The organism is Streptomyces speibonae (assembly GCF_984686075.1).
The window spans coordinates 5,873,047-5,891,957 of record NZ_OZ480260.1 but is presented as its reverse complement, the minus strand read 5'-3'; the positions used below and the strand labels follow the sequence as shown (position 1 = coordinate 5,891,957).

Here is an 18,911-nt window from a genome sequence, read left to right as displayed (position 1 = left end):
TTTCAGCCTGTCAAGCAAGTGGGTACCCTGGAGAGCATGGCCACACCACCGCGTACCTCATCCAGCCGGCCCGATGCGCTCACGCTGGAGGTCGTCGACCTCATCGGCTCGGTCGTGGCCCGGTACCACGAGGAGTACGAGGAAGCAGCCGCGGGTCACGCGCTGACGGGGGCGCAGGCGAGGCTGTTGAGCCTGCTGTCGCTGGAGCCGCTGCCGATGCGGAAGCTGGCGCAGCGGTTGAAGTGCGAGCCGTCGAACGTCACGGGGATCGTGGACCGGCTGGAGGCGCGGGCGCTGGTGGAGCGGCGGCCGGATCCCGCGGACCGGCGCGTGAAGCTGGCGGCGGCGACGGATGAGGGGCGGCGGGTGGCGCGGAGCCTGCGGGAGTCGCTGCGGTTCGCGCGGGAGCCGCTGGCGGGGCTGTCGGAGCCGGAACGAGTGGCGCTGCGCGACGCCTTGCGACGCATGCTGACAGCGGACTGAACGCCTGCGGCGCCGCGGCGGGTTCGGTGGGGGTGCGCGCCTGAATGCCTGCGGCGCAACTGCGGGTGTGGTGGGGGTGCGCCTCTGAATGCCTGCGGCGCAACTGCGGGTGTGGTGGGGGTGCACGCCTGAATGCCTGCGGCGCAACTGCGGGTGTGGTGGGGGTGCGCCTCTGAATGCCTGCGGCGCAACTGCGGGTGTGGTGGGGGTGCGCGTAGCGCCCACGGTGGGTGGGGGTGCGGGGCCGGGCCGGGGGTGTACGTCCTCGGACTGGCGCGATTGAGCTTGTCGGTGGGGGTGAACGGCGCGGACGCGCCAGTCGCTGCGGGCGCACACCCCCGTCCCGGCCCCTCCCCGCCGTCCGCGCCTGCCGCGCTCCGCGCGCTCCGCGTGATCCGCGACGCCGCTCCCCGCGCCATCCGCGCGCTCCACGCCGCCATCCGCGCGATCCGCGGCCTGCTGCCGCCAACCGCGGGCAGTCGTGCCGCTGGGCGGCACGGGTGGGCGCGGCGGCACCCCGTAGCGCCGGGCCTTGCAGACACCCCCCGGCCCACGCCGGCGCGGCCGGCGTTCCGGCGCTGGGTGCGCAACCCGCCCCGGGGTTACAGCGCGCCCCCCGGCAGGGTTACGTGCACCACCACAGGAAGCGGTCGCAGGTTTCCGTGGGGGTGGGGTCCGGTTCCGGCTTCTTCGTCGTGGGGTCCGGCTCCGGCTGGGACGGCGGGTCCGATGGCGTCGTCGCCGGGGCGTCGTCGGACGACGGCACGTCCGCCGACGCGGGAGCCTTCGACTCCGTGGTCTCCTCGTCCGGCGACGCGGACGCCGACGCCGAGCCGGACGCGGACGCCGACGCCGAGCCGGAAGCACTCGAACTCGCCGACGCCCCCGGCGTTTTCACCTCCGTCGCGGCACTCGACGACGCGGACGGTTTCACGTTCGTCGAGCCGCCGTCCGGCGACTCCCCGGCAGAAGCCGGCTCCCGCTTCGTGCCGGGCGCGTCGAGGCCGAGCTCCGCCAGGCTCAACCCGCCCGCCGCGAGCACGAACCCCGCCGCGACGAGCAACGTCCGGTTGCGCCGCCGCCGGTGCGCCGCGGCCTTGCGGTCGCGGCGGCTCTGCCCCGCGGAGAGATCCTCGGCCCGCCGGCCTCGCGGCGCCGGTTCCTCCGGCTCCCCGTCGGGCCCGCTCTCCTCGGCCGGGTCCGGCCCGGCGGCCGGCTCCCGCGGCGGCGGGGCGCTGGGCGTCTCGACGGGCGTGCCGCAGCCGGGGCAGGCCAGGGCGCCATTGAGGTGCCGTTGGCACGGGTGGCAAAAGTCCATGACGCGGGAAGGTTAGGTTCCGCTCGGGTCCGGTTCCTAGGGCTTGCTGTGAAGGTTTGGTGCGGACCATTGCCCATAGGTTTCGAACCTGTCGAAACCGTTGTGCGCGTAACCCATTGACACCCCCACCACCCCCTCCTTACTGTCACGCCAGCATTTCGAACGGGTGACGAAATATCGAACAGGCAAGGGGCGAACAGCCGTGCGCATCACCGGAATCAGCACACACGTGGTCGGGACGCCGTGGCGCAACCTGACCTACGTCCTGGTGCACACCGACGAAGGGCTCACCGGAGTCGGCGAGACCCGGATGCTGGGCCACACCGACGCCCTCCTGGGGTATCTGAAGGAAGCCGAGGCCAACCACATTCTCGGATCCGACCCCTTCGCCGTCGAGGACCTCGTCCGCCGGATGAAGTACGGCGACTTCGGCCGCGCGGGTGAGATCGTGATGTCCGGCGTCGCCGTGATCGAGATGGCCTGCTGGGACATCAAGGGCAAGGCCCTCGGGGTCCCGGTGTGGCAGCTGCTCGGCGGCAAGGTCACCGACAGGGTGAAGGCGTACGCCAACGGCTGGTACACCACCGAGCGCACCCCGGACGCGTACCACAAGGCCGCGCGCACGGTGATGGAGCGCGGGTACCGGGCGCTGAAGATCGACCCGTTCGGCACCGGGCACTTCGAGCTGGACCAGCAGCAGACGCTGTACGCGGTCTCGCTGATCGAGGCCGTGCGCGACGCCATCGGCCCCGACGCCGAGCTGATGCTGGAGATGCACGGCCGCTTCTCCCCCGCCACCGCCGTCCGCCTCGCCCGGGAGCTCGCGCCGTTCCGGCCGGCCTGGCTGGAGGAGCCGGTGCCGCCGGAGAACCTCAAGGCGCTCGAGAAGGTCGCCGCGAAGGTCGACATGCCGGTCGCGACCGGTGAGCGCATCCATGACCGCATCGAGTTCCGGGAGCTGTTCGAGAGCCAGGCGGCCGACATCCTGCAGCCCGACGTCGGCCACATCGGCGGCATCTGGGAGACCCGCAAGCTCGCGGCGACCGCGGAGACGCACTACATGCTGGTCGCCCCGCACAACGTCGGCGGCCCGGTGCTCACCGCCGCGTCCCTCCAGGTCGGTTTCACCGCCCCGAACTTCAAGATCCTGGAGCACTTCAACGACTTCGCGGACGCGGAGATCAAGAAGGTCGTCAAGGGCGCGCCGCGGGTGGATCCGGAGGACGGCTGCTTCCATCCTTCCGACGCGCCCGGCCTGGGCGTGGAGCTGGACGTCGACGCGGCGGCCGAGTTCCCGCAGCAGCAGGCCCGGTTCGACCTGTGGGCCGAGGGCTGGGAGCAGCGCAAGCCGAAGGGGACGCAGTGAGCACCGCCGTCGTCGTCGAAGGTCCCGGCGAGCACCGGCTCGTACCGCACGAGCCGCGCGAGCCCGCGCCGGGCGAGGCGCTGGTGCGCGTCCACGCGGCCGGCATCTGCGGCAGCGACCGCGAGGTGTACCAGGGCAACCGGCCCGAGGGGTACGTGCGTTATCCGCTGACGCCGGGTCACGAGTGGTCCGGGACCGTGCGGCGGGTGGGTGCGGGCGTCCCGGAGTCGCTGGTGGGCCGCAAGGTGGTCGGTGAGGGGTTCCGCAACTGCCAGGTCTGCGACCGCTGTCACGCCGGTGAGACCACGTTGTGCTCGGCGGGGTACGAGGAGACCGGCTTCACCCAGCCGGGCGCCATGGCGGCCACGCTGACCCTGCCGGCCCGGCTGCTGCACGTCCTGCCGGACGACGCCGATCTGAGCGCCGCCGCGCTCCTCGAGCCGGCCGCCTGTATCGCGGCCGCGGCGCTGAAGGCGCACGCCGTTCCGGGCGAGCGGGTCGCGGTGGTCGGGACGGGCACGCTCGGCATGTTCGCCGTGCAGTTCCTGCGGGCGGGATCGCCGTCCGAGCTGCTGGTCGTGGGCACCCGGGGCGACCGGGAGGCGCTGGCGCGGCGGTACGGGGCCACCGGGTTCCGTACCAAGGACCAGCCGCTGCCGGACGGCTTCGACGTGGTGATCGAGACCGCCGGGTCCGCCGACGCGGCCCGTACGGCCGCCTCGTTGCTGCGGCGCGGCGGGCGGCTGGTGCTGACCGGCATCCCGGCGCCGGGTGCCGACGGGCTCGACCCGACGGATCTGGTCGTACGGCAGCTGGAGGTACACACCGTCTTCGGGGCGCCGCCGGATGCCTGGGCGCACACCGTGCGGGTGTTCGCCGCGGGACTGCTCGATCCGCTGCCGCTGGTGACCCATGAGCTGCCGCTCGCCGACTTCCCGCGGGCCATCGCGCTGGTGGGATCCGGCGATCCGGCCGTGGGCAAGGTCCTGCTGCGTCCCTAGCGCGTGCGCCGGTACGGGGGTCCCCGTACCGGCGCACCTCCCCACCGACCCGCACCCCGAGGTGCGAACCTCGTCCGATATACCGAACACGAAGGACAGCCCCGTGACCGACGCTTCCCCCCAGGCACCCCGCCGGCCCGGTGAGCAGGTGCTCACCGCGCTCGGACTGGGCGCACCCGACCTCGATCCCGCCGACGCCTCGCCGCACGCCTTCCCCGGCGGCGGCCGCTGGCGCACCGAGATTCCCTCGTGCGAGGGGCCCGAGGCGCTGGCGGTGGTACTGAAGGAGGCCTCGCGCCTCGATGTGCCGATCCACCGGATCAGCCAGGGCAGCGGGGTGTGGATGCTGACCGACGCCGAGATCACCGAGATGGTGAAGGCCACCGGGGAGCGGGACATCGAGCTGTGTCTGTTCACCGGCCCGCGCGGCACCTGGGACATCGGCGGCTCGGTCCGCACCGACTCGCACGGCGCCGGACTGCGCGCCCGCGGCCACGACGCGGTGGCCGGCTGTGTCGAGGACGCGGTGCGGGCCACGGAGCTGGGCGTCAGGTGCCTGCTGGTCGCCGACGAGGGCGTGCTGTGGACGCTGCACCGCGCGCGGGCGGCCGGTCTCCTCCCGGCCGACACCACCTTGAAGGTCTCGGCGCTCGCCGGGCCGGTCAACCCGGCCTCGTTCGCGGTCTGCGAACGGCTCGGCGCCGACTCGGTCAACGTGCCCAGCGATCTGACGCTCGCTCATGTCACCGAGATACGCCGGGTTTCGGCCGCTCCGATGGACATGTACATCGAGGCGCCGGACGACCTGGGCGGTTATGTGCGGATGTACGAGGTCGCCGAGCTCATCCGGCGCGGCGCCCCGCTGTACCTGAAGTTCGGCCTGGCGAAGGCGCCCGGGATCTACCCGTACGGGCACCAGTTGCGCGAGCTCACCCTGGCCACCGCCAAGGAGCGGGTGCGGCGCGGCCGGCTGGCGCTGGACCTGCTGGCCCGGCACGGGGCGGACGGCGAGATGGCGCCGCTCGGCTCCCGGCTTCCGGGGGAGCTCCGCCGGTTCGAAATTTCGTCATAACGTTACGGAAACGCGGCTTCACAGAAGTAGACACAGCCGCGCACAATCCAACACATCCCTTCCCGGTCTCCTGGTTCCACCTCCCGGAAAGCGCACCGCTCGTCCGGACCGACACCGCCCAAAGATCAAGGATGATCATGATGCGTAACCGCAGAGCAGTCCTCGCCGCCATAGCCGGAGCAGCCTCCCTGGCCCTCACCCTGTCCGCCTGCGGTCAGAGCAGTGAGGGCGGCAGCGAGGAGGACAAGGGAGGCTCCGAGGGAGCCACCATCGGCATCGCGATGCCGACCAAGTCCTCCGAGCGCTGGATCGCCGACGGCGACAACGTCGTGAAGGAGCTCGAGTCCAAGGGCTACAAGACCAAGCTGGTCTTCGGCGAGGACGACCCCGACCAGCAGGTCTCGCAGATCGAGAACATGATCACGCAGGGCGTGGACGCCCTGATCGTGGCGGCCATCGACAACAAGTCGCTGAACAACGTCATGCAGCAGGCGAAGGACGCCGACATCCCGGTGGTCTCCTACGACCGCCTCATCCTCGGCACGGAGAACGTCGACTACTACGCCTCGTTCGACAACGAGAAGGTCGGCCAGCTCCAGGGCACCTACATCGTCGAGCAGCTCGGCCTGAAGGACGGCAGCGAGAAGGGCCCCTTCAACATCGAACTGTTCGCCGGTTCCAACGACGACAACAACACCCGTTACTTCTTCAACGGGGCCATGAGCGTCCTGCAGCCCTACATCGACAAGAAGCAGCTCGTCGTCAAGTCCGGCCAGGCGGACCTCAATCAGGTCACCACCCTGCGCTGGGACGGCGGCACCGCGCAGAAGCGCATGGACGACATCCTCACCTCGGCCTACCGCAGCGACCGGGTGGACGCGGTGCTCTCGCCGTACGACGGCATCTCCATCGGCATCCTGTCCGCCCTGAAGTCGGACGGCTACGGCACCAAGGACAAGCCGCTGCCGGTCGTCACCGGCCAGGACGCCGAGGTCGCCTCGGTGAAGTCGATCATCGCCGACCAGCAGTCGATGACCGTCTTCAAGGACCTCCGCGAACTCGCCAAGGTCGCCTCCAACATGGTCGACGCCCTGCTCAACGACAAGAAGCCCGAGACCAACGACACCAAGAGCTACGACAACGGCGCCAAGGTCGTCCCCGCCTACCTGCTCGAGCCGGTGGCGGTGGACAAGGACAACTACAAGAAGGAGCTCGTCGACTCCGGCTACATCACGGAAAGCGACCTCAACTGACCGCCGTAACCCACTGATTGGAAGGCACGACCATGGCGGGACCCGTCCTGGAAATGCGCTCGATCGTCAAGACCTTTCCCGGCGTCAAGGCGCTGTCGGACGTCAGCCTGACCGTCCAGCGGGGCGAGGTCCACGCCATCTGCGGCGAGAACGGCGCCGGCAAGTCGACCCTGATGAAGGTCCTCTCCGGCGTCCACCCGCACGGCAGCTACGAGGGGGAGATCCTCTTCGAGGAGGATCTCTGCCGGTTCAAGGACATCCGGGCCAGCGAAGAGCGCGGCATCGTGATCATCCACCAGGAGCTGGCCCTGGTGCCCTACCTCTCGATCGCCGAGAACATCTTCCTCGGCAACGAGCACGCCACCCGCGGCTTCATCAACTGGAACGAGACCCTCAGGCACGCCGCCGAACTGCTGCGCCGGGTCGGGCTCGACGAGCACCCGGAGACCCGCGTCGCCGACATCGGCGTGGGCAAGCAGCAGCTGGTGGAGATCGCCAAGGCGCTGTCGAAGAAGGTGAAGCTGCTCATCCTCGACGAGCCGACCGCGGCGCTCAACGACGAGGACAGCGGCAAACTCCTCGACCTGATCCTGCAGCTGAAGGACCAGGGCATCACCGCGATCATCATCTCCCACAAGCTGAACGAGATCCGCAGGGTCGCCGACTCGGTGACCATCCTGCGGGACGGGCGGACCATCGAGACGCTCGACGTGAAGGCCCCGGAGACCACCGAGGACCGGATCATCAGCGGCATGGTCGGCCGCGATCTGGAGCACCGCTTCCCGGAGCGCACCCCGCACCATCCGGAGGAGGGCACCGCGCCCGCCCTGGAGATCCGCAACTGGACCGTGCACCACCCGATCGACCAGCAGCGCAAGGTCGTCGACGACGTGTCGCTGACCGTCCGGCGCGGCGAGATCGTCGGGATCGCCGGTCTGATGGGCGCCGGCCGCACCGAGCTGGCGATGAGCATCTTCGGCCGCACCTACGGCCGGCACGCGGGCGGCACGGTCCTCAAGGACGGCAAGGAGATCCGTACCAGGACCGTCCCCGAGGCGGTGGGACACGGCATCGCCTACGTCACCGAGGACCGCAAGCACTACGGCCTGAACCTCATCGACACCATCAACCGCAACATCTCGCTCAGCGCCCTCGGCAAGGTCGCCACGCGCGGTGTGGTGGACGAGCACCAGGAGCGTCAGGTCGCCGAAGGCTTCCGCACGTCCATGAACATCAAGGCGCCGACGGTGTTCGAGCCGGTGGGCAAGCTGTCCGGCGGCAACCAGCAGAAGGTCGTACTCAGCAAGTGGATCTTCGCGGGTCCCGATGTGCTGATCCTCGACGAGCCGACCCGCGGCATCGACGTCGGCGCCAAGTACGAGATCTACACGGTCATCGACCGACTGGCCGCCGAGGGCAAGGCGGTCGTCTTCATCTCCTCCGAACTGCCCGAGCTGCTCGGCATGTGCGACCGCATCTACACGATGGCCGCAGGACGGCTGACCGGTGAGTTCTCGCGGGCCGAGGCCTCCCAGGAATCGCTGATGCGTCAGATGACGAAGGACAAAGAGGTATCCCGATGAGCACAGTCACCGACAAGACCCCGGCATCCGCGCCACCGGGCAAGAACGGGGCGGGCGGCGGTGACGGCCTGCTCCAGCTGATGCTGGACGGCATGCGCCGCAACATGCGGCAGTACGGCATGCTGATGGCGCTCGGTCTGATCGTGGCGCTGTTCGCGGTGTGGACCGACGGCGACCTGCTGCTGCCGCGCAACGTGTCCAACCTGGTGCTGCAGAACAGCTACATCCTGATCCTCGCGATCGGCATGATGCTGGTCATCATCTCCGGGCACATCGACCTGTCGGTCGGCTCACTGACGGCGTTCGTCGGCTCCATGGCCGCGGTGTTCATGGTCAGGAACGATCTGCCCTGGCCGGTCGCGGTGGTGCTGTGCCTGGCCGTGGGCGCCATCGCGGGGGCCGTACAAGGGTGGTTCATCGCCTACGGCGGCATACCGTCGTTCATCGTGACCCTCGCGGGCATGCTGACCTTCCGCGGTCTCACCGAGATCTTCCTGGAGGGCCAGACCCTCGGCCCGTTCCCGCGCGGCCTGCAGAAGATGGCCAACGGCTTCATGCCCGAGGTCGGTCCGGAGACCAACTACCACAATCTCACCCTGCTCCTCGGCTTCGCGCTGATCGCCCTCGTCCTCTTCCAGGAGGTGCGCGACCGCCGGCGGCAGAAGGAGTTCGACCTCGACGTCCTGCCCGGCAAGCTGTTCGCGCTCAAGCTCGTCGCGCTCGCCTCGGCCGTCCTCGTGGTGACGCTGCTGCTGGCCAGCTACAAGGGCGCCCCGATCGTGCTGCTGATCCTCGGCGCGCTGCTCGTCGGGTTCGGCTACATGATGCGCAACGCCGTCATCGGCCGGCACATCTACGCCATCGGCGGCAACCTGCCCGCGGCCAAGCTGTCGGGTGTGCGGGACAAGAGGGTCACCTTCCTGGTCTTCCTGAACATGGGCATGCTCGCGGCCCTTGCGGGTCTGGTGTTCGCCGCCCGCTTCAACGCGGCCTCTCCCAAGGCCGGTCTCAACTTCGAGCTGGAGGCGATCGCCGCGGCGTTCATCGGCGGCGCGTCGATGGCCGGCGGTGTCGGCACCGTGCTCGGCGCCATCATCGGCGGTCTGGTCCTGGGCGTGCTGAACAACGGTATGAACCTCGTCGGCGTCGGCACCGACTGGCAGCAGGTCATCAAGGGCCTGGTGCTGCTGGCGGCGGTCGGCTTCGACGTGTGGAACAAGCGCAAGGTCGGTTCGTAAGTCGGCTCGGGCCCCGCCGGACGGCGGGGCCCCTTCCCCTTCGGGAGCGGCACACATGGAACTGAGCAGACGCACGGTCATGGCAGGAGCCGGAGCGGCGGCGGCCGGGGTGGCCGCCGGCACCGCCCTCGGCGGGACGGCACACGCTTCGGCAGGCAGGGGGAGGCCGGTGAGGAGGCTCTTCGGCCGGCTCGCGGACGGCACCAGGGTGCACGCGTGGTCGCTGGCGAACGGCGGCACCCGGATGGAGGTCCTCTCCTACGGCGGCATCGTGCGGTCCCTGGAGATCCCCGACCGGCGCGGCCGGCGGGCCAATGTCTCCCTGGGCCTGGCCACCCTGGAGGAGTACGTCGACTCCAGCCCGTACTTCGGCGCCCTGATCGGCCGCTACGGCAACCGGATCGGCCAGGGCCGCTTCACCCTCGACGGCACCGCGTACCAGCTCTCCGTCAACGACGGCGACAACAGCCTGCACGGGGGCGAGCGGGGCTTCGACAAGCGGGTCTGGGACGTCGAGCCGTTCACCCGCGGCTCCGACGTCGGCCTGCACCTGTACTACACCGCCGTCGACGGCGAGATGGGCTACCCGGGCACCCTGCGGGTGAAGGTCACCTACACCCTGACCCGCGCCGGCGACTGGCGCGTGGACTACGCGGCGACCACCGACCAGGCCACCGTCGTCAACCTCACCAGCCATGTCTACTGGAACCTGGCCGGCGAGGGCAGCGGCTCGGTCCACGACCACGAGCTGTCCATCGCCGCCTCCCGCTACACGCCGGTCGACTCCGGGCTGATCCCCACCGGGGAACTGGCGCGGGTCGCGGGCACCCCGTTCGACTTCCGGCGGGCCAAGCCGATCGGCCGGGACATCCGCACCGCGCACCAGCAGGTGCTGTACGGGCAGGGCTTCGACCACAACTGGGTGCTGGACAAGGGCATCACCCGGCGCCCGGAGCATGCCGCCGTCCTGCGTGACCCGTCCTCCGGCCGCACCCTGCGCATCGCCACCAACGAGCCGGGGCTGCAGTTCTACTCCGGCAACTTCCTCGACGGCACCCTGGTGGGCTCCGGCGGCCGGGTGTACCGGCAGGGCGACGGGCTGTGCCTGGAGACCCAGCACTTCCCGGACTCGCCCAACCAGCCGTCGTTCCCGTCGACCGTGCTGCGGCCGGGAGAGACCTACCGGACGACGACGGTCCACTCGTTCGGCGTCTGAGCCGCGCCTCCGCCCGGCGCCCCGGCGATTACATTTTCCACACATGAGCTGAACGGCCGTGCGCCCTGCTCCGTACTCCTGGGTGGCCCGTGCTCCCCCGCACGGGCCACCCAGGCATGACGGGCCCGTTACGTCCCCGGCGGGCCCGCCGCACACGGAGGTTCCATGGCCGACAACGTCACCTCGCTGTTCCGCAGCACCACGGCGCACAGTCCGTCGATGGCGGCGCTGACACGGGAGAGCGACGGGGCCGGCCCGGTGGACTTCTGCATCCCCTGCAATCCGTACTTCCCCACCCCGGCCATGTTCGAGGAGATGGCCGGCCGGCTGCGCGACATCATCACGTACTACCCGAGCAGCGCCGACACCATCACGGCCGAGCTGTGCAGCCTGCTCCAACTGCCGCCGCAGTGCGTGGCGATGGGCAACGGCTCCACGGAGCTGATCACCTGGATCGACCATCTCCTGGTCCGGGAGTCCCTCGCCGTCCCCGTCCCCACCTTCGGCCGCTGGACCGACCAGCCGATGGAGACCGGCAAGCGGGTCGACATGTTCCCGCTCCAGGAGTCCAGCGGCTTCGCCCTCGACCTGGCGCAGTACGCGGAGTTCATCCGGGCGCGCGGCACCCGGGTCGCCGTCATCTGCAACCCGAACAACCCCGACGGCGGGTTTCTGCACAAGCACGCGATCGTGCAGTTCATGGACGCGATGGCGGATCTGGACCTGGTCGTGATCGACGAGTCGTTCCTGGAGTTCGCCGACGCGGAGAACGAGCCGAGCGTGGTGCAGGAGGCGATGCTGCGGCCCAACGTCATCGTGCTGCGCAGCCTCGGCAAGAACTTCGGCCTGCACGGCATCCGGTTCGGCTATCTGGTCGCCAACCCGGCGCTGGCGGGGCGGGTGCGCTCGATGCTGCCCAAGTGGAACCTCAACTCCTTCGCCGAGCACGTGGTGTTCATGCTGAAGGAGCACGGTGCCGAGTACGCGCAGAGCCTGCACCAGGTGCGCCGCGACCGGATGGACATGTCCGGCCAGCTCTCCTCGCTGCCCGGGCTGACGGTCTACCCGTCACAGGGCAACTTCCTCTTCGTGCGCCTCCCGGTGGGCGCCGAGGGCACCGTGGTCAGGGACCGGATGCTCACCGAGCACCGGATCCTGGTCCGTGAGTGCGGCAACAAGATCGGTTCCTCCAGCCGCTTCCTGCGTCTCGTGGTACGCCCCCAGGTGGACGTACGTCGCCTGGTGTCCGGCCTGGAACAGGTGCTCTACGGGACGTCCAGGAGGGGAGCCGCCGTGCCCGAGCAGGCCACCGGGACCAGCTACAGCTCGGGCACGGCGGCAGTGGACCGCCTGGTGAGCGAGACCAACGGGGCGGGCATGCGCGGGCTCGCCGCTCAGGCCGCCGGTGCCGGCGTTCCGGGGCTCGCCGCCGCTCCGTCCGCCGGCACCGGCATGCCGCTCCCCGCCGCGGCGTCCACCGTGAGGTCGGACCCGCCCGGCGGGATGCCGGTGCCGGCCGCAGCCGGCATCGCGGCCCAGCCGGCCCCCCAACCGGTCCCCGAGCAAGTCCCCCAGCAAGTCCCGCAGCCGATTCCCCAGCCCGCACCGGCACCGGCCCCGCAGCCGGTCCCCCAGCCGGTGCCGATACCGGAACCGGTCCCGCAGCCCGCCCCGATGCCGGCTGCCGCCCAGCCCCTGGCCCCGGCGGCCCAGACGCCGTACCCCACCGGCCCGACCCCGCCCGGCGTCCCGGCCCGCGGCGGCCTGACGGCCGCCCAGGTCCGCGGCACCGACGGCCTCTCCACGGCCCCGGCGACAGGCTGGCCGGGCGCCCAGGCCGCCTGGCCGGAACCCGCGGGAATGGGCCGGACGGGCTGAGCACGGACGCAGGGACCCGGGCCGTACGGGCAACGGGACCCCAACGACCGGTGACCGTCCGCGAACGGCGGGCACGCCCGGGGCCATGGCGACAGAGCCGGACGGACACCAACGGAGTCCCGGGCCGCGGGCGCACGCCGCGGGCCCCGGCGAAGGCGACCGTGCCGGGGCCCCGGCGAGGGGGAACGTCGGGGTCAGGGCTCGTCGGTCAGGAGGAGTACGCGTTTGCGGTAGGAGAGGGTCATGCCCAGGGCGAAGGCCGCGGGGAGGCCCGTGCCCATGATGAGGAAGGGCCACCATGAGGTGTCGAGGGCGTCGGGGAGGTCCGCGAACAGCGGGAGCAGCATGAGGGCGACCAGCGGGAGGAAGGAGAGCATCGCCCAGGCGAAGCCGGCCATCGCGGCCAGCCGCCGGGCCTCGCCGCGGGCGATGCGGCGGGAGATGTCCGCCGACCGCGTCCAGTCCTCCCCGCGCAGTTCCTCCCACGCGGCGCGCAGCAGGGCGACCTCGCGTTCCAGGTTCACGGTCGCGTCGTCCAGGTACATCAACTGGAGCCGCTTGCCGTCGTCCCGGTAGGCGTAGGAGACGAAGTTCGGCTGGGACGCGTTGTCCTGGACCACCGCGCCGGGGTTGATCTCGACCCGGATGTCCTGGATCTGCGACCAGGCCAGGCGCCGGGTCCGGAAGAAGCCGCGGATGCGGATGCCTTTGAGGTCCGCGGTGGTGCTCGCGCGCGTGGAGGCGGTGACGAGCCAGGCGAGGAGCGCGAGGAGCGGCAGGACGACCGACCATTTCACCGCCGCGGAGAAGTCGTCGGTGACCCAGAGGGCGAGCACCCCGGGCAGACAGGCGAAGGAGACGGCGACCACGATGCCGGTGGTCCGGCCGCGGCTGATCCGGTACTCCCGTGGCAGTGAACCGGCACTCATACAGACACCCCCGATGCCTCCGGCGTATCCCGCCGCGCGGCTCTGTGCGATGGATTGTGAGACTCAAGTCGCAGTGGTGCAAGGGTTGTTGAGGCAAATGGCGGGAGCGGGCCGACCGGCGGTCTCGCGTCGGTCCGCCCGCTCCTCAGGGGCGGGTCAGCCGGCCGGGCACTCCTTCCAGGCGAGGTGGTACACCGTGCTGATGTCTCCGTCCGTGGAGTCCATCGTCATGAAGCTGACCTCGTCGGACGAGCTGCCGGCGCTCACCCGCAGCTCGGTGTTGATGTTGAAGTTGCGCTGGACGCCGCAGGGCGCGTAGACCAGCTGCGCCCAGTCGGTCTCGTCCGTGGCCTGCCAGTTGTCGTCGTACGGGCCGGAGAAGGGGTGCGAGCGGTACTCCGTGTTCGGGGAGCCCTGGAAGTAGTACGACGCTCTCTGCGTGCCCCTCGCGCCCGGCTGGAGCGCGGCGAAGCCGCGGTAGTCCGCGCTGGCGATGGCGTAGGTGAAGCCGGCCGGCACATGGACGAGCAGGCTGAGCTGGCAGTTCTTGCGGGACGCCGTGGGATCGGAGTTCCCGCCGGCCTGGGCGAGATAGTCGCTGTAGGTCACGGTGAACGCGGTGTTGTCGGCCGAGACGGCGACGGCCGCCGTGCCCTGGGGGCATCCGGATCCGTTCACTGTGGCGACCTTGATGACGATCTTGTCCGGGGGCGGGTCCTCGAAACCGGTCGACGGGTTGTGCGCGGGGAGCGCGGCAGCGAGGAGCGCCGCGGTCGCGGCGCCCATGAGCAGGCCACCAGCCATGGAGTGTCTCCGTCCTTCCGTGGGGGGTGATGGTTGAAGCTTCATGTACATGCCAATTCCGCAGGCACATGCGCTCCCGGCTTCGTGAAGGAGGCATGAAGGTGCGGTGAAGACCGGGAGCGCTCGCATCGTATGGAGCACCGCGACCGCCGGACAGGGCGAACTCAGGCCATTCACGTCCGCCATGACGCGGCGGGACACAAAGGGACGTACCGGGAGCGTCCTGTGAACGACGGGGTTCGCGTTCGTGGACAATGACCCCCCTGGCACGGCGTGTGGCACCACAACAGGAGGCGCTCCCTTGGAGCTCAGCAGGCGCACCTTCACCGCTCTGGCCGGTACGGCGGCGCTCGGTCTGGCGCTGGCCGGAAGCGGCGGAGCGGCGACCGGCACGCGCGAACCGCGCGGTGTGCCGACCGGCCCGCCTCCGCCTCCGCCGCGCGCGGACGGCAGGCGGCACCGGATCGGCTCCGACGGGCATTGTCTGCTGGTGGACGGCCGCCGGCTGGTGCTGTGGTCGGCGGAGATGCACCCCTTCCGGCTGCCCAGCCCCTCCCTGTGGCGGGACGTCCTGCAGAAGCTGCGCGCCCACGGGCACAACGCGGTGAGCGTCCCCGTGCCGTGGAATCACCACTCCCCCGCGCCCGGGAAGCACGACTTCACCGGCGTACGGGACCTCGACCTGTTCCTCGGCATGGCCGCCGAGGAACACCTGTACGTCATCCTGCGCCCGGGTCCGTACCTCGGCCCCGAGGTGGACGCCGGCGGTCTGCCCGGATGGCTGGCGGCCGTCGACGGGACCGCGCGCACCGACGACCCGGAGTATCTGCGGCACGCCGACGCATGGCTGACCGCCGTCAACTCCATCGCCGTACGGCACCTGTTCACCGCGGGCGGCGGCACGGTGCTGCTGTACCAGCTCGAGGACGGCGGCACGGCCACCGCGGGTGATCCGGCCCGGCGCGCCGGTCTTGCCCACCTGTACGCCAAGGCGCGCGCCGACCGCATCGACGTACCCGTCCTGCACGGGGACGGGCGGTTCGGCGGCCGCGAGGGCGGGCCCCGGACGCCGGGGCTCCGCTGCGGCGCCGGGTACCGGCGCAGCGGTCATCTCACCGACCTGGCCCGGGGGTTCACCGCGCAGAGCGTCGGCAGGGTGTTCGGCGGCACGTCGTGGGGCTGGCTGCCCGGGCCGGGGCTCCCCGCCTCGTACGGCTCGGGGGCGCCGGTCGACGAGGGCCGCGGGGTCACCCCGGCCATGGCCCCGCTCCAGCAGTTCGGGCATCTGGTGCGCACGGTGCCCGACCTCGCCCGCCTGAACCCGGTCGACGGGACACGGGCGGCGGACCAGCGGCTGACGGTGCGTCACCTGGCCAACCCCGACACCGGCGCCCAGGTGTACGTGGTGCGCAACGACTCCGACGAGGAGGTCCGCTCGGCACTGCCGGGCACCGGCGTCAAGGTCCCGGTCACCGTGGCGCCGCGCGACGCCAAACTGCTCGTCTCCGGACTGCGCCTGGGCCGGCGGAAGCTCGCGTACAGCACCGCGCAGCCGATGCTGAGCATGGCCGCCGGCCGGACGGACGTCGCCGTGTTCGTCGGCCGCGCCGGCGAGCAGGCGCAGATCGCGCTGGACTGCGACACCCAGCCGGAGGTGCTGCGCGCGGACACCCAGCCCGCGTGGACCTACGACCGGGGCCGGCTCAACATCGTCGTGCCGCTCGGCGTGGGCGGACTGAGCCGGGTCCTCCTCAGGGGCGGGGACTCCGAGGTCCCGATGGTGCTGCTGTTCGCCGACGACGCGACCGCGCTGCGCCTGTGGCCGTACGAGACCCCCTCCGGCTCCCTGCTGGTCTACGGCCCGGCGCTGCTGCGCTCGGCCGAGCTGCGCGGCTCCACCGTCCATCTGACCGGCGACGTCGTGATCGAGACCGGGGTGGAGGTGTGGGCGCCGCGCGGGATCACCTCCGTGACCTGGAACGGCCGGCCGGTGCCCACCTACCTCGGCCGGGCCGGGAGCCTGGTGATGGAGGGGATGATGCCGGAGGTGGCCGAGGTGCCGCTGCCCGGACTGGGCGGCTGGCGGCGCCGGGGCGGAAGCCCGGAGTCCGAGCCGGACTTCGACGACTCGGCGTGGACGGTGGCCGACCGCACCGCCACCCACAGCACCACGCCCGTGCCCGCGGACGGCCCGGTGCTTTTCGCGGACGACTACGGCTTCCACTACGGCGACGTCTGGTACCGGGGACGGCTGACCGACACGCGCGGTCTCACCTCGGTGTCCCTGTCCTACCGCACGGGTCCGCACGGCCTGCTGATGGCCTGGCTGGACGGGCGGCCCCTGGGCGCCCACCGCATGCCGGTGCCGGAGGAGGACACGGCGGCGCGGGACACCCGGACGGCCACGGCCGCCTTCCCCCTGCCGGAGGAGCTGCGAAGGCCCGGACGGCAGGTGCTGTCCGTGCTGGTGCGGCCCATGCAGCACGGGGCGGACGAGGCGGCGCGGGACCCGCACAAGACCGCGCGCGGGCTCGTGGCCGTCGGCTTCGAGGGCGGGTCGCGGGACGTTCAGTGGCGGATCCAGGGCGCGGTGGCGCCGGACCGGGTGCGCGGACCGCTCAACAACGGCGGGCTGCACGGCGAGCGGCACGGCTGGCACCTGCCGGGGCACGACGACCGGGACTGGCGGGCCGTGGACTTCCCGCGCGCGGAGCGGCGACAGGGGGTGGCCTGGTACCGGACCGAGTTCCGGCTCGGCATCGATCCGGACATCGACGCCTCGGTCGGGCTGACGCTCGACGACGACCCGGAGCGCGCCTACCGCGTCCAGGTGTTCCTCAACGGCTGGAACATGGGCGAGTACCTCAACGGGGCGGGCCGGCAGCACACCTTCGTCCTGCCGAACGGGATCCTGCGCACCCGGGGCACCAACACCCTGGCCCTGGCGGTGCTGTCCGACACGAGCACGCTGTCGGGGCCGGGCGAGGTGCGGCTGACGCTGCTCGGCGCGGCGCGGGGCGGGGTGCCGGTGGGGGCGGTGGACTCACCGGGGAAGTGAGCGGGCCCGTCACGCCAGCCGGATCACGTTCCAGGACAGCGACTCCAGTACGGCGGTGAGGCGGCCGCCGTCCAGGGTGGTGCCCGCTGCCGCGCGCGGGGTGACCCGGTCGGGCTCGGCGAGGGTGTTGCCGGCGTCGGGGTCGGCCTCGGCGAGGACGCTGTGCTCGACGACGGAGGTCACCGCGAGGGCGCCCACCGTCACCTCCAGGGGCAGCGGGGCGGTGCGGTCGCGGTTGACGGCGAAGACGGTGACCGTGCCGTCCTCGGCGCGTACGGCGGTGGCGTGCAGGAGGTCGGCCTCGCCGTACTTCTCCGTCTCGTACACCGGTGAGTCCACGCGGACGTCGAGGACCTCGCCGCGGCCGTACCGCGACGCCTGGGCGAAGGGGAAGAACGTCGTCTGCCGCCAGGCCGGGCCGCCGGGCTCGGTCATGATGGGGGCGATCACGTTGACGAGCTGGGCGAGGCAGGCGACGGCCACCCGGTCGGCGTGCCGGAGCAGCGCGATGAGCAGCGAGCCGACGACGACGGCGTCGGTGACGCTGTAGTGGTCCTCGAGGATGCGGGGGGCCTCGGGCCAGTCCAGGGCGGCGACCTGCTCCCCGGCGCGGGACATGTACCAGACGTTCCACTCGTCGAAGGAGAGGGTGATCCGCTTCGTCGACTTCAGACGGGCGCCGACGTGGTCGCAGGTGGCGATCACGTTCTCGATGAAGGACTCCATGTCCACGGCGGAGGCCAGGAAGGAGTCCACGTCGCCGTCGAGGGGCTCGTAGTAGGCGTGCAGGGAGATGTGGTCGACGAGGTCGTAGGTCTCCTTGAGGACCGTCGCCTCCCACTCGGCGAAGGTCGCCATGGACTGGCCGGAGGAGCCGCAGGCGACGAGTTCGACCCCGGGGTCGAACTGGCGCATGGCGCGGGCGGTCTCGGCGGCCAGACGGCCGTACTCCTCGGCGGTCTTGTGGCCGGTCTGCCAGGGGCCGTCCATCTCGTTGCCGAGACACCAGAGCCCGATGCCGAAGGGCTCCTTGTCGCCGTGCGCGGCGCGCAGGTCCGAAAGGGCGGTCCCGGAGGGGTGGTTGGCGTACTCCAGGAGTTCCAGGGCCTCGGTGACGCCCCGGGTGCCGAGGTTGAGCGCCATCATGGGTTCGGCGCGGGGGCCGAGCTTCCTGAGGAACGCGATGTATTCGGACAGGCCGAAGCGGTTGGTCTCCGTCGAGCGCCAGGCGGGGTCGAGGCGGCGGGGGCGGTCCGCCACGGGGCCCACGGAGTCCTCCCACCGGTAGGCGGAGACGAAGTTGCCGCCGGGGTAGCGGACGGCGGTGACGCCGAGTTCCCTGACGAGGTCGAGGACGTCCGTGCGCAGGCCCTCGGCGTCCGCGGCGGGGTGGCCCGGCTCAAAGATGCCGGTGTACACACAGCGGCCCAGGTGTTCGACGAACGATCCGAAGAGGCGGGGGTTCACTTCGCCCACGGTGAAGGCGGGATCCAGGGTGAAACGGGCGGTGCGCACGGTGACCCCTTCCTCTGTTCGGCATATCGGATAGTGCTCGCAACTTCGAACGTGACCGTAAGGGGGGATGTCCGGGCACGTCAACGAGACGGGCGGGATCCGGACGGGACTTCGTCTCGTACACACGCTCGCCTGACGGGCACACGTCCATCCGCGTAGGCTCGAACGGCCCTGGTTCCGGCGGGCGAGGAGAGCGA

Annotated in this window: 14 protein-coding genes; 10 read left to right on the top strand and 4 right to left on the bottom strand. The window is 71.2% G+C overall.

What is annotated here, in order from left to right; genetic code table 11:
• Nucleotides 1–36 precede the first annotated feature (36 nt).
• Nucleotides 37–483, top strand: coding sequence for a MarR family winged helix-turn-helix transcriptional regulator (locus AC5L3C_RS26330; protein WP_493651285.1), 447 nt, complete (start codon nucleotides 37–39; stop codon nucleotides 481–483).
• Between the two features lie 625 nt (nucleotides 484–1,108).
• Here the strand turns inward: AC5L3C_RS26330 and AC5L3C_RS26325 are convergent.
• Entirely contained in the window at nucleotides 1,109–1,801 is a 693-nt protein-coding gene (locus AC5L3C_RS26325) for an SCO2400 family protein (protein WP_493651283.1), read from the bottom strand.
• Between the two features lie 202 nt (nucleotides 1,802–2,003).
• On the opposite strand from AC5L3C_RS26325, the gene AC5L3C_RS26320 reads away from it, so the two are divergent.
• From AC5L3C_RS26320 to AC5L3C_RS26285, 8 genes are all read left to right on the top strand, one after another.
• Nucleotides 2,004–3,167, top strand: coding sequence for a mandelate racemase/muconate lactonizing enzyme family protein (locus AC5L3C_RS26320; RefSeq protein WP_493651282.1), 1,164 nt, complete (start codon nucleotides 2,004–2,006; stop codon nucleotides 3,165–3,167).
• The gene (locus AC5L3C_RS26315; RefSeq protein WP_493651280.1) at nucleotides 3,164–4,168 is read left to right on the top strand and encodes a zinc-dependent alcohol dehydrogenase; all 1,005 of its coding nucleotides are present in this window, start codon (nucleotides 3,164–3,166) and stop codon (nucleotides 4,166–4,168) included. Before AC5L3C_RS26320 ends, AC5L3C_RS26315 begins: the two co-directional genes overlap by 4 nt.
• A 103-nt stretch (nucleotides 4,169–4,271) precedes the next feature.
• The gene (locus tag AC5L3C_RS26310; protein WP_493651279.1) at nucleotides 4,272–5,240 is read left to right on the top strand and encodes a hypothetical protein; all 969 of its coding nucleotides are present in this window, start codon (nucleotides 4,272–4,274) and stop codon (nucleotides 5,238–5,240) included.
• A 140-nt stretch (nucleotides 5,241–5,380) separates the two neighbouring features.
• Complete coding sequence (gene chvE / locus AC5L3C_RS26305) at nucleotides 5,381–6,493, top strand: multiple monosaccharide ABC transporter substrate-binding protein (RefSeq protein WP_493654029.1); 1,113 nt, start codon at nucleotides 5,381–5,383, stop codon at nucleotides 6,491–6,493.
• 32 nt (nucleotides 6,494–6,525) lie between these two features.
• Complete coding sequence (mmsA, locus tag AC5L3C_RS26300) at nucleotides 6,526–8,076, top strand: multiple monosaccharide ABC transporter ATP-binding protein (protein WP_493651278.1); 1,551 nt, start codon at nucleotides 6,526–6,528, stop codon at nucleotides 8,074–8,076.
• The gene (gene mmsB, locus AC5L3C_RS26295; protein WP_125506674.1) at nucleotides 8,073–9,314 is read left to right on the top strand and encodes a multiple monosaccharide ABC transporter permease; all 1,242 of its coding nucleotides are present in this window, start codon (nucleotides 8,073–8,075) and stop codon (nucleotides 9,312–9,314) included. Before mmsA ends, mmsB begins: the two co-directional genes overlap by 4 nt.
• Nucleotides 9,315–9,369: 55 nt before the next feature.
• On the top strand, nucleotides 9,370–10,530 hold the full coding sequence (locus tag AC5L3C_RS26290; protein WP_493651276.1) for an aldose epimerase family protein: 1,161 nt from the start codon (nucleotides 9,370–9,372) through the stop codon (nucleotides 10,528–10,530).
• A 165-nt stretch (nucleotides 10,531–10,695) separates the two neighbouring features.
• Nucleotides 10,696–12,408 carry a pyridoxal phosphate-dependent aminotransferase gene (locus AC5L3C_RS26285; RefSeq protein WP_493651274.1) on the top strand — a complete coding sequence of 571 codons (1,713 nt, stop codon included), beginning with the start codon at nucleotides 10,696–10,698 and terminating at the stop codon, nucleotides 12,406–12,408.
• 194 nt (nucleotides 12,409–12,602) lie between these two features.
• On the opposite strand, the gene AC5L3C_RS26280 is transcribed toward AC5L3C_RS26285, so the two are convergent.
• Both AC5L3C_RS26280 and AC5L3C_RS26275 read right to left on the bottom strand, forming a co-directional pair.
• Entirely contained in the window at nucleotides 12,603–13,337 is a 735-nt protein-coding gene (locus tag AC5L3C_RS26280) for a PH domain-containing protein (protein WP_493651272.1), read from the bottom strand.
• A 156-nt stretch (nucleotides 13,338–13,493) separates the two neighbouring features.
• Nucleotides 13,494–14,141 (bottom strand): DUF4360 domain-containing protein, encoded by a 648-nt coding sequence (locus AC5L3C_RS26275; RefSeq protein ID WP_493651271.1) that lies wholly within the window; start codon nucleotides 14,139–14,141, stop codon nucleotides 13,494–13,496.
• Between the two features lie 301 nt (nucleotides 14,142–14,442).
• On the opposite strand from AC5L3C_RS26275, the gene AC5L3C_RS26270 reads away from it, so the two are divergent.
• Complete coding sequence (locus AC5L3C_RS26270; protein ID WP_493651269.1) at nucleotides 14,443–17,199, top strand: glycoside hydrolase family 35 protein; 2,757 nt, start codon at nucleotides 14,443–14,445, stop codon at nucleotides 17,197–17,199.
• A gap of 9 nt (nucleotides 17,200–17,208) precedes the next feature.
• Here AC5L3C_RS26270 and arfA read toward each other — a convergent pair whose 3' ends face one another.
• A complete protein-coding gene (gene arfA / locus AC5L3C_RS26265; RefSeq protein ID WP_493651267.1) occupies nucleotides 17,209–18,714 on the bottom strand; it encodes an arabinosylfuranosidase ArfA in 1,506 nt (501 codons plus the stop codon).
• Between the last annotated feature and the right edge of the window lie 197 nt (nucleotides 18,715–18,911).

Excerpts from the sequence above, each read along its gene's own strand:
- AC5L3C_RS26330 (WP_493651285.1), top strand. The coding sequence starts at position 37 with ATGGCCACACCACCGCGTACCTCATCCAGCCGGCCCGATGCGCTCACG.
- AC5L3C_RS26325 (WP_493651283.1), bottom strand. The coding sequence starts at position 1,801 with ATGGACTTTTGCCACCCGTGCCAACGGCACCTCAATGGCGCCCTGGCC.
- chvE (WP_493654029.1), top strand. The coding sequence starts at position 5,381 with ATGCGTAACCGCAGAGCAGTCCTCGCCGCCATAGCCGGAGCAGCCTCC.
- mmsA (WP_493651278.1), top strand. The coding sequence starts at position 6,526 with ATGGCGGGACCCGTCCTGGAAATGCGCTCGATCGTCAAGACCTTTCCC.
- mmsB (WP_125506674.1), top strand. The coding sequence starts at position 8,073 with ATGAGCACAGTCACCGACAAGACCCCGGCATCCGCGCCACCGGGCAAG.
- AC5L3C_RS26290 (WP_493651276.1), top strand. The coding sequence starts at position 9,370 with ATGGAACTGAGCAGACGCACGGTCATGGCAGGAGCCGGAGCGGCGGCG.
- AC5L3C_RS26285 (WP_493651274.1), top strand. The coding sequence starts at position 10,696 with ATGGCCGACAACGTCACCTCGCTGTTCCGCAGCACCACGGCGCACAGT.
- AC5L3C_RS26280 (WP_493651272.1), bottom strand. The coding sequence starts at position 13,337 with ATGAGTGCCGGTTCACTGCCACGGGAGTACCGGATCAGCCGCGGCCGG.
- AC5L3C_RS26275 (WP_493651271.1), bottom strand. The coding sequence starts at position 14,141 with ATGGCTGGTGGCCTGCTCATGGGCGCCGCGACCGCGGCGCTCCTCGCT.